The organism is Psychrobacter glacincola (assembly GCF_965118485.1).
Classification (GTDB): domain Bacteria; phylum Pseudomonadota; class Gammaproteobacteria; order Pseudomonadales; family Moraxellaceae; genus Psychrobacter; species Psychrobacter glacincola_D.
The window spans coordinates 1-16645 of record NZ_CBCPJH010000049.1; the positions used below are offsets into that span (position 1 = coordinate 1).

Genomic DNA, 16645 nt, shown 5'->3' on the forward strand with positions numbered 1-16645 from the left:
TTGCCGGCAACGGTAGAAAAACGGGTAAATAAAGGCGTCTGCTTACCCGTTTCAGTCAAAATCTTAGCAGTAGTGAATACTTCTAACGATTCGGTCAGCTCAAAATAACCATGGGCGGCACTACCACGCGCATGCACAACACGCTCTGGAATACGCTCATGGTCGAAGTGATTAATTTTTTCACGTAATACAAAATCCTCTAACAATGTCGGTCCACGTGCGCCAACCTTAAGTGAGTTTTGATTGTCAGAGATGACAACACCTTGTTGGGTGGTCAGGGCTTGAGTGTCATCACCAGCACGCTGATGGGTTTCGCCACCATTACCACGTGTAGTATGCATATCCTGAGCGGGGTCGGTATGATCAATATTTGTTTTCATTATCCATCCTGGCTTCTGTTTTAGTTGACGTTAATATATAAGAAAATTCTATTATTTAACTATGACTATTTATAGTAAGCAAATACCTATCTTAAAGGTGTTGATATTTAGTTAAAAACATAAGTTTTAACAAATGCTTAGGTATAGCTAAAAATTTTCCCATTTTCTACAAAAAAATAATCGTAGTTACGGATCAATCATCATAGGTTAAATATTCACTTAAATTGACTAAAGATTTACACAAATTACTTACGCTTACACTATTAAGAGTTATTAAACAATTAACCATCCATTTCTTATCAAGTCTTCGGCTATGATATTCAATCAACGTATATATCGGCGATAAACGTCAATGGTAAAGGCTAGATACTGGCGCTTTTAGTTCTTACCGTTGTTTCTAATGGAATAGTATAGTTTGAGGCGTACATAGGGATAAGTTATGGCGTTCGATAAAGGAGTTTTTACTAAAGTAGGTTTGGAATATGTAACAGGTGGGGAGACTATAAGAAGCTCCTCTATAAATAATCATGTAGAAAAAGACCCCTTACAAGCCCATACAGTGGCTTTAAGTTTCCAATTGATGACACGTGCCGAACCTCCAGAGTTAGTCATTGCCACCATACAATCCCTCCTTGTGGTGAAAAAAGACTGCGATGAAATTATTATTATCGATAATAATAATACTGACACATCTATGTATAAACCGTTGGAAGCGTTTTGTGCCAGTTTGGACCCTGAGCTAAAAGTATATTTTTATCACATTGATGCCGTGGAAGGATTTAAAGCGGGTGCTCTAAATTTAGCATTAGGACTCATGAGTCCAGATTGTACGCATATTGTCGTCGTTGATAGTGATTATCAGGCATTACCACACGCAAGAGTATCAATAGCCGAGGCGATCGAACAATACCCTTCTCACACTCTACTTCAGTTTCCACAGTTTTACCGTAACGCTGGACAAATAGATATTCATAGTGAATTAAACCACTATTTTAATCATCATTTATACCGTCCTTTTAATCGCAAGCGGGCCTTATCAACAGGGACTTATGCGGTGATACGCCGCTCAGATCTTTTAGGCCTGGGTGGCTGGTCAAGTGCATCGATTACTGAGGATGCGCAGATGGGTGTTCTGATGCATCAACAAGGTTTGCGTAGTCAATTCATACCTAAAGTGATTGCCACCGGTTTATTACCTAATACCTTGAATGATTTAATAGGCCAACGTCGACGTTGGATTTACGGTAATGTGCAAGTATTGAATAGTTATTTATTGATAGTGACGGCTTCAATGCGCCAACGGTATCTAGAGAAAAGTCAAAAATCGACTCCTAATCAATACACTATTAATAGCGCAAAAGCAGAAAGTATCGGCGAACGTCTAGTTTATGCGCGTGCACACCTTTCTCAGCTCAGCGCTTGGATAAATTTCACTGGTTTCTTTATTTTTCTACAAATCTGTACGCTACTCATTATCACTAGTACGCTCTTTGCCCCTACGCTTTTTAATATTAACGCCGACTTAACTCTGCTCACGCCTTTATATCTGGTGTACGCAGGTTATACAGTCTTCTTAGTGAGGCGATTATGGGCATATTTTCAGGATAAGGTACCGCTTAATAGGCAAGTCAACGAAAGCTATCAACCAACCATGAAAATGCGTTTGAGAGCATGGCTAATGCATTTGAACTTTTGGGAACTTGGGGCGTTATCTTGGCTACCAGTTATATGGGGCAGCGAAAAGCCCTTTATCTGTACTCCAAAACAATCCTATATTCAAACTCGAAGCTCGTTATTTCAGGCAAATATAGCAGCACTGCCTAAGCTACTGTTGGCGCTAAATATTATCACAGCGCTTATTGTAGCGCCGTTTTCCCCTCTTTTTTCTCCGATACTATTTATAGGTGCGTTAACGGTATGTCTGTTAAAAATTGGTGGAGCTAAAGTAGCATTTGATAATTTTACTGCTTCAGAGAAAAAACCTGATAGCATTAGTATGAAGTCTAAACCTACGGTCGCAAACGCTCGAAAACAAACCAAGTCGCTTACAGCGCCTAAGATTGAAACGGTATTTGAAAACGAAAAAATCATTAACTCTTAGCCTTAAACAAGATCCATTTTTGAAGACCGGCGTTATACCAGTATCTTTAATAATTTACCTGTATAAAACCTGTCGTGCTTGCCAATTTAAAATAATCGCTATTTTTACTTTGAGGTTTATATGTCTTTCGCTCATTCTGTTGGTTTTGTAAGCGCTATTGAGGCTGATAATAAACGCCCTATCGCAATAACTAATAAGCCATTACGCATAGCGATTATTGCCCACTGTTTATATCCTATTGCCCAGCCGTATGCAGGTGGACTTGAGATGATTACGCAACTCATCTGTGATGAGCTTGTTGCTCAAGGTCATCAGGTACTGCTGTATGCTCATAAAGACAGTCGAACGCAAGCAACCTTAATGCCTATGCTAACTCGAGATGAGTTTGATGCCACTGTCTATGAGAATGAACATGACACGCTAGGCATGAGCCGCGAGGAGATGTACCAGTACTTGGTCTATCAACGTGTACTGCGTGACATTATTGAACGCGAAGCATTTGGTGAGATTGATATCGTACACAATCATAGTCTCCATCACGTCCCGATGATGACAGGTCAAGCATTTAGTGCTCGATTCTTTACTACTTTTCATACCCCTATTTTCCCGCAGTTGCGTCTGGGGCTTCTGACGTTACGTCATGGAACAAGCACCCAGTTTACTGCCATCAGCAAACACCAGCAGCAGCTTTTTTCTGAGTTCGTCCCCTCACATGTCGTTTATAATGGGATTGACGTTGAATCTTTTGTTGCTGATACTGAACCTACGGACAGTCTAATTAGAGAGCATGGCGAGCTTTATTTTTGGTACGGACGTATTTGTCCTGAAAAAGGTACGCACTTGGCCATGCAGTACTGCATGGATGCTGGTAAAAAACTCATTATTGCTGGTCCTAAAAGTAATGAAGACTACTTTAATGAACAAGTAGCGCCTTTATTGTCTCAAGACCGTGCAAATGGCGAAAACAAACTGTTTGACTATATAGGTCATGTGACTAAAGATGAGGTCAATTATTATTTATGCCGAGCAACTGCCATGCTATTTACCAGTACGTGGGATGAACCTTATGGATTGACATTGGCCGAAAGCTTAGCGTGTGGTACACCAGTGATTGGTTTTGATGTGGGTGCAAGCGCTGAAATAGTCACGCCTAGCACAGGCATTATTGTCGCTAAGGAAGATAAAGAAGCCTTTATAAAGGCTTTTGGCGCGATTAAGCACATATCACGTCAGGCTTGCCGCGAACGCGCTTTACAGTTTTGCTCAGTATCAGCGATGGTAGAAGGCTATCTTGCACTATATAAAGCGGCAGTAAGAGAAAGTCAGCAGAAGAAGGGCTTTGCCAATTCGCGAAATGAGCAGCTGGCACAGGGTTCATTTATCCATAATAAGTCAGATTCGTCAACGGGTTCAAATCTTAAATTAAACCATACTTCAAATGATCGCTCCATCACTATGAACTTTGAGGAGCATTGAGTATGCGTCTTGGCTATTACGCACATCATCACGGTTCAGGACACTGCCGTCAAATTGATAAACTTGCGGCGCTATTACCAGTGGATGCAAAAAGACAGTTAATAGTATTTACGAGCTTAAGCCAAGATGATTATGATTTTACCGCTGTTGATGAAACACAAATTGTAAGGCTGCAAGCAGAAGATGAGTGTGCAGATGATGTGCTAAAAGGTCGCGCAGGAGAACATTGGCAACCAGCCAGCCTACATTATTCGCCTGTCGGTAATAGCGACATTCAAAAGCGTAGTCATCAAATACTAGATACGATTTATCAGCGTAAGATTGATTTAATGATTATTGATGTGAGTGTCGAAGTGGCAATGCTTTGCCGAGCAGCTAGCGTCCCTTATCTTTATATCAGGCTTCCTGGTATTCGTGATGATAACCCGCATCTCAATGCTTTTGCTGGCGCACTTGCTCTACTAGCGCCTTATCCTCGTTTACTAGAAGCTAGTATGACACCTGAATGGGTGAGTAAAAAAACATTGTATCTTGATTTTATTAGCCACAATAAACAACAAGGGCTCACCTATTTTGAATTTATAAAAACACTGGCGAAGTTAAACCCTTCAAATCTAAAAGACTTGAGAAAAGATTCGCCAACTATCATTACCGTGATCAAAGGCTACGGTGGACATGAGGCCATTGATATGAAATTATCGGAGTTGCGGCGCCTATTACCCAACGCTTTTATCATATCACTTGGTCCTATAAACGACGATATGCGATGCTATGTTGATATTGCTGCTCAAGTAAATGATGTTACCCCATTTCTGCAACATAGCGACTATCTACTGATGGCCTGTGGTTTGAACGCAGTTGCGCAAGCCTATGATTATGCGACGCCACTTGTGGTTCTACCTGATGACCGTCCGCATCGAGAGCAAGAAGTGATGGCGAAAGCTTTAATAGACCAAGGACGTGCATTGAGCTGGCGGCAATTTAAAACCTTGCTCTCTCATAAACAAACTCATACTAACCCGAATGGACAATCGGCAAATAAAGCAAAGCCCAAGTCAGTGTCAAAGTCTGGTAACGCAAATCGCAACAAAGACTGTTTAACTGCTGCCCAAGAATTTATGGATAGTACGACTGAATATCCGACGACCAAAGCTTGGTTCGAAAAGTGGTTACTTCCTAAACTTGATTTAAATCCTGACTACTAATAACTTCAACAATATCCAACACATCATGAAAAAAAGCAAAATAATAAAAGAGGCTGTGACGACTAATGAGTATAAAACCCATGTCTACTGTTAAAGATGGTACTGACCATATGCCAGTAACGGTTATCACCACCTGTTACGGGCGCAATCGCCATCTTTATAATCTACTCAGCAGCCTTATGAACGGTAGCGTCCAGCCCGATGAAGTCATCATTGTCAATGACGACGCTGACCCAAAGCGGTTGGCTGAATTTTCTTTAAATATTATAAGAATTCCCACCACCATTGAAGCATCGTCCAATAAATCAGATACAACTAAATTTGATATTGGCCACAATCGTAATATTGGCGCAGCGTTCGCCACTCATGACACGCTTATATTTTTAGATGTTGATTGCATAGTAGTGCCGACGTTTATTGAGCAATTAAGCGCTAAATTGCAGAAATATCCTGACTCCTTACTCATGGGTCAACCGCGCTATCTCACGCGACCTTTGTCAGATAAAGAAGGCTTAGAGTTACAAAGTGGCACGCTAACCACCTGCTTTTTAAATGAACTGTCTGTCTACAACCCTTATCGTTATAATTTCAATGAGGCCGACTACATTTCCATATCAATAAAGCAGACGGTTATTGAGCAGACCGATGATTACGGTGCGTTTTGGAGTTTATGCTTTGCGATTAAACGCCAACAGTTTGAGCAGATAGGTGGGTTTGATACTCAATACATCGGTTATGGAGCCGAAGATACTGACTTTTCTTTTACTGCGCGAAAATTAGATATCGACTTTTATCTCACGGCTGACATTGTTTACCATCAGCAGCATAGCGTCTATCGGCCACCTCTTAATCATCTAGATAGCATTATCATCAATGCCAATCGCTTTTATGAGAAATGGCAGCACTGGCCAATGGAGGGATGGCTTAAGCAATTTTCAAATATGGGACTTATTCGTTGGACAGCGGTACATTCGACGCCGATAGTTGTGTTACGAAAACCTAGCGCTCATGAGATAAAGCAAGCACACTGCCCCAATGTACCCTATGTCTAAACTTTTAGTTAATGTTTAATACTGACGAATAACCTCTACTTCTTGCGGCGGCGTGCTCATTTCGCGGCGCTCAAAATCCCAGTTATGCCCGTGCCAAAAATGGGAAGTCTTTTCATTATCATTAAAACCTATCATTAATAGTCGTAGTGGCAGATCTGATTCTTGCACCAACTGTAGATGTTCTCGAGCGGCTAATAGCAATCGATATAATAAAAACCCGGACGACGGTGCTGATGAATGAATATCACCAAAGTAAGGGTAATCAGCAACGACCGGATGGCGTTCGGACAATACTCTATGGTAGCTATCGTTCTGCAATAACTCTCGCACCACTGGTGGAATAATGAGTATTCGGTCAGAAGTAATAGGATCATCATCAGGACTTGGATCCTCACTTGGTAACGGAAACTGATAAAGCTGATTGCTCAGCAATATACCTAATGGTGCAGCCTTTGCCATTCTCTTCATTACTGCTACGTTATTACTTCTAGGTGGCAAGCCAAAATGCAGTTTACTGTCGCCAATCTGCCGAAAAAATAATAATTTAGGCAATTTACTAATTAACGGATGGTTAGCAAAAAAATTGGCGTGTATGAAATGGTTAAACAACACTAAAACATCATCAGGTTGCAACAGCTGCTCAAGTTGCGTGGTGCTAATAGATGGATTATTGGCGATAAACACTATTCTATTTTTTTGCTCTAAGGCATTTTGAATGTTAAGTGGCAAACTTGCAAAGGCAGCTTCTTCTTTACCTATTTTATTAGACACGCATTCACTCCGACCTGATAACGAAATATTTTTTTCAAGTATTGAATCATGCTTTTTAACTATATCAACTTGTTTAACAGACTTTGATCCAATCTTATTTATACCCATCGACGAACAGATTACATACTAAAAATATGAGTGTTAAAATAATTCTTGTAATCAACATGATCTATTCAGATAGAAAAATCACTGATTTGAAACAAAAAAATATTGTTAAACCTATTAGCATGAAATTTTCATAGAAAGCTGTATACCGCTTTTCACTCTCTGACGGGAGAATAAGCAATAACCAATCAAAAGACAATAAAAAATCCAATACTAGGCATTTTATTTGAACACCTAACATTGGATCACTGATCCTAATCTTATAAATCACCCATTAATTTTATTATTGGTCTTTGTTTATGGTAATTTTTAATCTTTTTTTCTTATTGATTAGTACTCAGTGTATTAAAACTATTTAATCTCCCATCAAATACTTTTGAAAAATATAGACAGCGTCCTCACTTTTTTTCGTGAGTTTCGCCGTCTTTTTCTAATCATTTAGAGTTCTACTGCACACCGTCAGCCGCTGTTTTGTCTAAGTTAGGGTTTTCGGCGGTTTTATTGTCTGACTCAGCATCGACCATACCATCTGCGGACTCTGGCTGATTCGTTGTAGCTGTTCCGTCACTAGAAGCAGCGCTAGAATCTGTTGCTGCCCCCGCACTAGTATCATTTGTCGGTGATGGCATACCTCCTTGAGATGCTGTATCTTCAACTTCTGGACCTTGAGTGGTGCCCATGGCGTCGCCTGATTGAGTATTAGCATCCTCTTTCTCACTACTACAAGCACTCACTCCCATAATAGCTGCTAAAGAGGCGGTTAATACGGCTGTACGTAATAAGAAGTTTAATTCTATTTTTTTCATCTCAATGTCCTTAAATAAAATTGAAGTACGCGTGCCCATTAGCTTCGTAGTTGGTCAATCATACTTTGGTATTTATCTTTTTTATCAGTAATTTTACTACGTTCCTCTGTGGCATTGGGCACTGGCTCTTTAGAGTCTTCTGCATTCTTATCAAAAGTTTTGAGCTCAGCCTCTGCAGCGTCCAGAAGCCTATTAAGCATCATAGCAACCGCCTTTTCAGAAACCTCGTGCGTCATACTGAAGGCTTCAGAGGTAAAATCATCTTTAAGCTTCGCCGCCCATTGATAAATATTAGCTATTGTTGCACTGTGCTTGTCATCTTGATCAGATTTACTAGATGTCTCTTTATCATTGGAATCAGATTTTCCCTCTTTATCAGATATAAAATCATCTTTAAGTTTAGACGCCCATTGATAGATATTGGCTATCGTCATACCATGCTTATTATCTTTGTTAGATTCATCATCTTTGTTAGATTCATCGTCTTTGTTAGAGTCATCGTCTTTGTTAGAGTCATCGTCTTTGTTAGAGTCATCGTTTTTATCAGACTTATCATTTTTATCAGACTCAGCCTGTTTTTCGGCATTGTAATCTTCAAAGTCGCCGTCTTCATACATTACCGTATCGCCTTTTAAGACCTCAACACCCGTTACACCATCATTTGAAGGCGCTTCTGTTGTATTCTCAAGAGACTCTAAAGCATTCTTGATGTTATCGTTATCAGTAGACTTATTCGACATGATTTATAATCCTTATTATTGAAGTATATCTACACTCAATGATAAGTCAGCGCAATCTTATATTGCGTATCTTAATGTAGATTGTTTTGTTCTAAATTGTTTAAAAATGCTGCAAATCCTTCGCTTGCCCGTGCTTGCAAACGACTGCTTGTCGTTATACGAACACGATTGCTCCAAGTAATGGCATAGCTTTGAGCTTCAAATTTTCCGACCAAATCCACATCTTCATGACAAGGTATATGAGCAAAGCCACCAACAGCAAGATAAGCGTCACTGCTAAAACTTAAATTTGCCCCATGAATATGAGGATGTCCCATCTTATCTTGGTAATGATCGATATAATTCTCTCGAGTTTGCAGTGTCAAATGTGCCCAGCTATCAACGTCCACCACCCCGCAAATCACATCTGTCGATTGATGGCTAATATGTTCAATTTGCTGTACCAACCAATCCATAGCTACCACTGAGTCAGCATCTGTACAGGCAAGCCACGTCGCCCCATTTGCGATTGCATGGCGAATACCGATGTCTCTTACTTGTCCCACACATTGATAGTCACAGCACAGGTAGTCAATACCTGCAGCTTTGACAATTTTCTGCGTCTCATCGGTACAGCTATCTAACACCACTAGCGGATACGCTTTAATCGTTGAGGGCAATTGCTTGATAGCAGATTGCACTGATGCCAAGCATTTAGCGATAGTCATTGCTTCGTTATGAGCGGGAATTACAATACCGATTTTCATATCAGGTTTTCTTGCATAGCTACCGAGCTTGGGGATCGTTGCCAAACATCTAATAAGAAGTCGCTGTCTATTATTTGGCTTTGATGATTAAACGCAATTTGATGCTTCTCATTATTTGCAAAGTTAAAAGCATCATTTAAGCGCTGATGTACGGTCTCACCTGTCATGGTAAATCCATCAATAGCATAACGCCAATGACAACACAGTAACGTACCGCCTATAGCAAGATTTTGCTGAGTCCAAGCGATCACTGTGTCAATATCATTGGGTGATAAATAATATAAAATCTCACTGATGACAATTAAATCAAAGGGTGGCTTGTTAGTAGACGTATCATTTGATAAAGGATACGCCTCCATAACGGCATATTTTAAAGTCATTAAGTCATTCGGAATCACACCCTGAATGACCTTAACATGAGACACTTCTTCCAAGCGCGCTTTGGCAAGTTGCACTGCCCGTTGATTCCCATCGATACTCACTAATGCCAGGCAACGTTGAGCCAATAACTCACTAAGCACGCCGTTTCCGCAGCCGAGTTCAATAGCATTGTTATATTGAGATTGCGGCAGTATCGCTAGACAAATATCACGTTTTCGTTTTTCATACCAACGAGTTTGATACTTCCATGGATCGCTATTGTCATTATATAACGCGTCAAAATACGATTCTGAATAAGCAGCTGATTGACTATTAATATCAATATTGTCGGCTAAGCTATTTTTAGAGGTATGACTCATACAAATAGACCTCCCAAGGTTGGCTGATTCTAGCAATCGTTTGCGCGGATAAAATGGGAGGGTTGCCCGTACTTTCATCCGCAGTAATTTGACTTTCAAAACAGGCAATGGCTTCTATTTTACGCTGTAGTTGCTCAGTGGTTAAATCCACTCTCATAGCATGGTGCCAAGGGATACGGCTATCGGCAGGTTTTGCCCAATGCCATGCCCAAATTAATACTTGATAACAGGCCAAATGATGCTGCTTGGCAAATGAGGCAACCACTAGCCCGGTTGCTTCATGGTCGGGATGACCGTCCTGCATAAAAGGCGTTACTAAAACATCATCAGGCTGGATGATAGCGGATAATTTTTGGTGAAACCGATCTTGTTGAGCAAAGACTTCGCCATCTGTTAAGTCTAAAGCAATAGTCGTAACCTTATGAGCAATGCCCAATACTTCCAACGCTTTAACACTTTCTTGGGGTCGGATAATATCAAGGCTTTCTTGAGAATAAATTTGCGAGTTCGGATGACTTTGTGTGCCATTGGTCACGTGAATAAGAACAATTGGATTGCCATTCGCGGCCAGTTGTTGCAACAGACCGCCACAGCCTAGCACTTCGTCATCAGGATGCGGGGCGAAGATGCAGACTCTTTGATTTGGGGCAAAGCTTTTTGCAATATCAAATCGAGGCAAATCTTGCAGCCCTACCCAATTTTGCCAAGCTTCTTGACTGGTGCCATCGCCTTCAATAACACGGTCACCCACAATCGGATGGTGTCCTTCATTATCTTCAAAGGTAGCAGCATGCGTGACGGCGACGTCTTTTTTTATACGTTTTATAGCCTCTTTAGATATTATAGTTGCCATATATTGTTCTGCCCATTGGATAAGTCATTGGATAAGTCATTGGATAAAGCGCCAGCTAACTCGCCGATTTTTTGCATATCAAAAGCGCCATGACTTTGGCGGATAAACACGGGCAAATCGGCTGACAATCTTGCAAAATGGGCATGGTGACAAAATGGTGCTGCGCCCAATGCTTGCCCAACCATATCCATTACTTGGCGAGCGACTTTCTCAACTTGTGACCTTAACTGGCGTATGGCAAGTTCGTGGCTGAGCTGTGGCTGACTATCGATTAAATCAGCAACATAATGAAAATACTGCTGAGTGACTGCCAATGCCGTACTAATTTGACCCAAATACATGGCTTTATAATCGTTTGGTTTCTGCTGATAGGCGCTGATTAAATAGTCTGCTAGGTAAGACGTTGCTCCATACCAGCAAGCCGCAATCCCTGCCGCCCCATGCCAAAAACCCACCCGTTCTAGGTATTCATTGGCTGTTCCAACTTGGATGGCCGATACTTCATGGAACTGTAATGTCGCTGTATCAGTGGCTTGCATCCCTACCGCTTGCCACTCCTCGTTATCAATCTCAATACCAGATTGCCTCATATCTACGACAAGCAATTGCGCTTGATCATTGGCATTACGATACGTTATGAGCCCATGATCTACGATATTAGCCCCTGAACACCACGCTTTGGTACCACTGACTTTTCCTTGCTCATAACCTATAGGATTACCTTCTGCTGCCCAAACGGCCCACAATCCTTGATCCGCTTTATCATAGCCCACTTCATGTAAAATGCTTAGCGCATCCAAATGCGACTCAAACCATTTTGCAATTGTTAGATCAATCCCTGCTACATAAGCCAAAACTTGCCAACGGCTCAACGTACTTGAGACTTCACTATTTATAGGGCTAGCGCCACTTGCCGGATGTGGGATTTTATCGCTATAGGTGATTAAGGTTTTTAAAATATCATGACGTAAAGTATCAGTTAAGCTAAGTGTACTAACAGCTTGATTATCAGCCAGCAAGTTATTTTCTATACTGACTTTCATCTCTGATAATAAAGGATTTTTTGCATTTAGCAGTAACATGAGGCCTCCTAATTATTCTTATGAATCAGATATTTGGACTGCGGTAGGTTTCAAGCGATCCGTTTGATGCTTTTTGACATCATACAAATCATTTAAAAAATTCTGCTGCCAAGCTTGCAAGTTATCTTGTTGTAGTCCTTGCATTAAGGACTGATAGCGCGACTGCCGCTCATCTAACGGCATCGTCAAAGCAATGCCTAAACCCTCTGTCATACTTTTTGGCTTATGTGGATCGATAATGACCGCGGCTTGCATTTGCTCGGCCGCTCCTGCATAACGTGAAAGCAATAGCACGCCAGGATTGTCAGGGTTTTGGGCGGCAATATATTCTTTGGCAACCAGATTCATACCATCTTTAAGCGAATTGACCCAGCCGATATCACTCTGCCAAAACATGGTCATTAATGTCTCGTGGCTTATGACACTCTCACAATAGTTGATCGCTTGCCAACTACCCATAGTATTCTCATTTTCAGAAATATCATTTCTACACTTGCTGAGTAAGAACTGCTGATTAACGTCGTTGATAGTATATTTAACGTCATCATAGAGACGCTGATAAGCAGGCACATTTAGGCGACTAGGACAGGCAATTTGTAATAAGGTCAGCTGATTCTGATATAAAGGGTTTTGCTGTAAAAAATCACGGTATGCCGAAAAACGCTTTAACAAGCCTTTTGAGTAATCGATTCTGTCCACCGCGATAATTTTTTGGGTAGCAGATTTTATAGTCTTTTTATTCTGATTGGCTTTAGCATATTGCAAGGATAAATGGCTAATTTGCTGCTGTATTCTTGTCACATTTATGCCAATTGGATAGGCATTAAGCCGCAAATAGTGAGGATGATTGAGACCTAAGTTAAGCATAATCTGCGTATTTTTTGACTGAGTAGAGGTGCTAAAACCTTGTGGGGCATGTAAGACGTTTATTAGCGAATCTTTTAAATAATAATGGCATACAGCAAAGCAGTTGGCTCTCCCTTGCTGAGTTTGTGTGCCAAGCACGTCATAATGAGCAAGATGCCTAATGAGCTCAGCGCTTTTATTAAGTGATTGCCAGAAAGGTAATGAGACAAAGGGGATGTGGAAAAAAAAGCCGATACGATTGTGAATACCCAGCTGCCTACAATGATACGCCACACTTAAAAAATGATAATCATGCACCCAAATCACATCATCAGGCTCAATAATTTTCTTTAATTGCTTAGCAAAGAGGTGGTTTACCGTTTGATAGCCTGCGTAATCCTCTGGCGCTTGACTAATTAAATCAACTCGCTCGTGTAGTAGTGGCCACAGTACATTGTTGGCAAAGCCGCAGTAAAACTGCTGATATTGCTCAGTGGTAAGTGCAGTGGTCATATAAGTGATGAATGTATTCGCACAAGGCGCGTCAGCGTCTGCTAAAGCAGTTTGTTTGATACTACTAAATTCATTAGTATAATCATCATTATAGCGTTCGACAATTTCACCATTCCAGCCCATCCAAATGACTGATTTTCCATTTAATACGTCTTGCAGTGCTATTGCAAGTCCACCTGCCATTGGGTTGTTATCAGGCATTTTAACCCGATTAGACAAAACGATTAAGCGGCTCATACCACGTGTCTCACTCTCACCGTTTCTTTTACTAACGCATTATGTTGTTGGCAGAAGCTTAAAAAGCTATCTAGTAAAACAGTCACCTCATGAGTATTACGGACGTAGTAATTGGCACTTGTAGGCTCACAACCGACCTTAATCCCCATCCCTTTTATTAACTGTGAGTCGTCTGCTAGCGATTTACTGTCACCTTGTACAGCCATAAATCCTGCCTCATCCGTAATATCATCACCAATAAAAATAGAACAAAGAGGCTTAGGGCTCTGTATTTTTTTTAATAAGGTCAGAATGGCTGTGCCTTTATTTACCCCTTTTGGTACCACTTCCCATACATATTTACCGGATTTTAATGTCCAGTTAGGATGGCTTTTTGATGTTTCTGTCATGATGGTATAAGCCATATCGCCCAAATCAGGGGCTTGCCGGAAATGGAGGGCGACAGAATAGGGTTTATTTTCTACGATGAAGTCATCAAAGGGAATGCAAGATTGGATAATAGCCTGCCTTATTGTCGCAAGCTCGATGGTATCAATAGATACGATATTTTCATCGTTACTAATACTGTCATCATCAAACGCTATTTCTAGTCCATGCGTTGCTGCGATCGGTAATGTTAAAGGCGACAGCATTTGCCTTGCTTCGGCCAAACTGCGTCCTGTCACGGCAGCAATTTTCACACCATGGGTTTGTATTTTTTGTAGAAGAGTTAAGGTTGACGCTGGGATAACGCTATCTTTAGGATTCAAAGTGAAATCGGCTAATGTGCCATCTATATCTAAAAACAAACAATAGCCTTGCTGATAGGATAAATAGGCAGCAAAGTTTTTTGGTGAAATATAGATAGGTTGCCTACTTATATTAGGGCTTCTTCCTGAAGTCACGTTTCTTCCTTGTTATTAAGAGACCATCTTTCGCTATCATTCCACCTACATTCGAAATAATTTGTCCGTTAAAAACTTTCGCGTTTTTAATATGGACCTATAGGAAGGCGAATACTAAGCAATTGAATTTAATAAGAAGTGTGCCATAGCCCCAGTAAAAATCTAGTGACTAGAGTGTGCTGTTTAACGTGAGTTCTGTAACTCCTTAAACACGGTTACCACTTATAAAAGACCGCTATACATGGTATGTGTTTCAATGGTATTTAGCTTTTCACGTAGTGCACTCATTTGTAATACGCAGTTCTGGTAATACTCTTCTTTGTCCTTCTCTTTTTCCTCTAAGCTTTTTTGGTAAGTAAAATCATCCAATAGCGTTAAACAGCTCGTAATTAACTTAAGATCATTTAATGATAGGTCTTGATACTTACCCAAATCATGTGACTTGATTTTTGAACGTAATTCAAAGATTCCTAAATTACTGTCTTGATGATATTTTTTAATAAGTTCCTCCCTAGATGCTGCGCTACTCTTATCATTTTCTTTCATTGCAATCCTCAAGCTATTGTCAATCAAACTCCGTTCTTGCACTGTCAAATCGAGATGATCATTCATCGGTTTTACTCACTCTTGGGCTTAAGGGACTTTTCATTATGATAAAAGAAAACTAATCATATTGAAAAATGAGGAAATATTAGCACAACTTTTGTAGATTCAGTCTTGGTTAAGGTGAACCACATTAAGTATATCAGATACATATTCACTTAAGTCAGGCAGTAATCTAGACGGTCAATCCTGTAGATATTAAAGTGGGTTATTGTAATTAGGCAGTCTGAAAATAGTCATCAAATTATATCTGTCTTGGCAATCTAAAGCTCAAACGCTTTTTAATCATAACCTAACTACACACCTCAACAGAACCAATCTAAATCAAATTTTAAGAACTTGAATTCATCACATGAACCACTGATTAGTAACTTAATTTTTTGGATATTTTCGTTCAATGTAGTACATCAGAGTGTATTTTTTAATGGTATCTCCAATATTTATTTGTATTAATGGATGTATAAAGTATATATTAATAATAAAAAATATTGAGGGGACGGTTATGAGCAACAAGGAATTTGTTTTACGAGCTTTAGGAGTGAGCAGTTTAATCTTGGTATTGACCACTATATTTGTGACTAGATTTTTCTAATCTGCTGTGGTATTTCTTCATGGGCTTGTTTTCGACAAGTGGCTTTACTTGTCCGGAGACCCTTTAAAAAAAGCCACCTGCACAGGTGGCTTTTTTCTATAAAAAGTCATTTGTCATAACGTCTGTTATGGGAATAATTGGCTGTTTTAGAGCTAACCTTAATTTGACGATGGGCTATTTTCTACTATACCCAGTGCTACGTACTATTATCACTCATTACTCTTCATTAGGTTGATTAAGGATAAGCTGAAGGTCAGTGTGTATTACCTATTGAAACTTATGATACACAGACAGTTAACACACGAAAGTAGTAAGCTCAATGTTGCTTATGCAAAACTAAAAACAATATAACTATAGGGATTTGATCATGAGTAATTCTAAAGCTGGGGATAATAATAAGCACGAGAATACCAAAGGTTCTGATGCTAAAGACAGCGAAGATGCCAAAGGTTCTGATGCTAAAGACAGTAAAGATGCCAAAGGCTCTGATGCTAAAGACAGCGAAGATACCAAAGGTTCTGATGCTAAAGACAGTAAAGATGCCAAAGGCTCTGACGATGAAGATGCATCTTTAGTTGATAGCGCTACAGCTAAAGCAAAAGAGATTGTTGGATCGGTGGCTGAAAAAGCGGCTGACATGGTTGTGTCGGCTGGTAAAAAAATTGAAGATGCTCGTAAAAAAGAAGACTAACTTATCAGGCATTGTATGAAGCCCTGCATATTGCAGGGCTTTTTATTAAGAGACCATTCCAGATTCTGTGTATGTATTAATTTGAGGTATATAGAAAGGCTCACCAGTGATTACACTCACCGCATTAGCCTACCAAACCCTGCTAACTATAGCGATGCTGCTTGGTTATATGAAATGTTGAACAGGCTTAAAAAAGACCCTACGCAGTTCGATAAACGTCCT

The 16645-nt window shown here is 40.2% G+C and carries 16 protein-coding genes; 5 read left to right on the forward strand and 11 right to left on the reverse strand.

What is annotated here, in order from left to right; all coding sequences use genetic code 11:
- The coding region (locus tag ACMHKH_RS13495; protein WP_413521174.1) for a catalase at nt 1–341 on the reverse strand (341 nt) is incomplete at its 3' end.
- Nucleotides 342–819: 478 nt separating this feature from the next.
- Between ACMHKH_RS13495 and ACMHKH_RS13500 the strand changes: the two genes are divergently transcribed.
- From ACMHKH_RS13500 to ACMHKH_RS13515, 4 genes are all read left to right on the forward strand, one after another.
- A complete protein-coding gene (locus ACMHKH_RS13500) occupies nt 820–2481 on the forward strand; it encodes a glycosyltransferase family 2 protein (RefSeq protein ID WP_413521159.1) in 1662 nt (553 codons plus the stop codon).
- 120 nt (nt 2482–2601) lie between these two features.
- A complete protein-coding gene (locus tag ACMHKH_RS13505; RefSeq protein ID WP_413521160.1) occupies nt 2602–3957 on the forward strand; it encodes a glycosyltransferase in 1356 nt (451 codons plus the stop codon).
- Between the two features lie 2 nt (nt 3958–3959).
- Nucleotides 3960–5162, forward strand: a complete 1203-nt coding sequence (locus ACMHKH_RS13510; protein ID WP_413521161.1) for a hypothetical protein — start codon at nt 3960–3962, stop codon at nt 5160–5162.
- An 80-nt stretch (nt 5163–5242) separates the two neighbouring features.
- A complete protein-coding gene (locus ACMHKH_RS13515) occupies nt 5243–6214 on the forward strand; it encodes a glycosyltransferase family 2 protein (RefSeq protein WP_413521162.1) in 972 nt (323 codons plus the stop codon).
- Between the two features lie 15 nt (nt 6215–6229).
- On the opposite strand, the gene ACMHKH_RS13520 is transcribed toward ACMHKH_RS13515, so the two are convergent.
- From ACMHKH_RS13520 to ACMHKH_RS13565, 10 genes are all read right to left on the reverse strand, one after another.
- Nucleotides 6230–6985, reverse strand: coding sequence for a hypothetical protein (locus tag ACMHKH_RS13520; protein WP_413521163.1), 756 nt, complete (start codon nt 6983–6985; stop codon nt 6230–6232).
- A gap of 551 nt (nt 6986–7536) precedes the next feature.
- Nucleotides 7537–7896, reverse strand: coding sequence for a hypothetical protein (locus tag ACMHKH_RS13525; protein WP_413521164.1), 360 nt, complete (start codon nt 7894–7896; stop codon nt 7537–7539).
- A gap of 38 nt (nt 7897–7934) precedes the next feature.
- On the reverse strand, nt 7935–8636 hold the full coding sequence (locus ACMHKH_RS13530) for a hypothetical protein (protein WP_413521165.1): 702 nt from the start codon (nt 8634–8636) through the stop codon (nt 7935–7937).
- Between the two features lie 71 nt (nt 8637–8707).
- Nucleotides 8708–9382, reverse strand: coding sequence for a glycosyltransferase (locus ACMHKH_RS13535; RefSeq protein ID WP_413521166.1), 675 nt, complete (start codon nt 9380–9382; stop codon nt 8708–8710).
- Nucleotides 9379–10122: a class I SAM-dependent DNA methyltransferase gene (locus ACMHKH_RS13540; protein WP_413521167.1), complete on the reverse strand. Its 744-nt coding sequence runs from the start codon at nt 10120–10122 to the stop codon at nt 9379–9381. The genes ACMHKH_RS13535 and ACMHKH_RS13540 overlap by 4 nt, the downstream gene beginning before the upstream one ends.
- The gene (locus tag ACMHKH_RS13545; protein WP_413521168.1) at nt 10106–10975 is read right to left on the reverse strand and encodes a PIG-L deacetylase family protein; all 870 of its coding nucleotides are present in this window, start codon (nt 10973–10975) and stop codon (nt 10106–10108) included. The genes ACMHKH_RS13540 and ACMHKH_RS13545 overlap by 17 nt, the downstream gene beginning before the upstream one ends.
- On the reverse strand, nt 10963–12057 hold the full coding sequence (locus tag ACMHKH_RS13550; protein ID WP_413521169.1) for an acyl-CoA dehydrogenase: 1095 nt from the start codon (nt 12055–12057) through the stop codon (nt 10963–10965). The genes ACMHKH_RS13545 and ACMHKH_RS13550 overlap by 13 nt, the downstream gene beginning before the upstream one ends.
- Before the next feature lie 18 nt (nt 12058–12075).
- Nucleotides 12076–13653, reverse strand: coding sequence for an alpha,alpha-trehalose-phosphate synthase (UDP-forming) (locus ACMHKH_RS13555; RefSeq protein WP_413521170.1), 1578 nt, complete (start codon nt 13651–13653; stop codon nt 12076–12078).
- The gene (otsB, locus tag ACMHKH_RS13560) at nt 13650–14537 is read right to left on the reverse strand and encodes a trehalose-phosphatase (RefSeq protein WP_413521171.1); all 888 of its coding nucleotides are present in this window, start codon (nt 14535–14537) and stop codon (nt 13650–13652) included. The genes ACMHKH_RS13555 and otsB overlap by 4 nt, the downstream gene beginning before the upstream one ends.
- A 222-nt stretch (nt 14538–14759) precedes the next feature.
- The gene (locus tag ACMHKH_RS13565) at nt 14760–15083 is read right to left on the reverse strand and encodes a hypothetical protein (RefSeq protein WP_413521172.1); all 324 of its coding nucleotides are present in this window, start codon (nt 15081–15083) and stop codon (nt 14760–14762) included.
- Between the two features lie 1016 nt (nt 15084–16099).
- Between ACMHKH_RS13565 and ACMHKH_RS13570 the strand changes: the two genes are divergently transcribed.
- Nucleotides 16100–16423 (forward strand): hypothetical protein, encoded by a 324-nt coding sequence (locus tag ACMHKH_RS13570; protein WP_413521173.1) that lies wholly within the window; start codon nt 16100–16102, stop codon nt 16421–16423.
- Nucleotides 16424–16645: the final 222 nt, after the last annotated feature.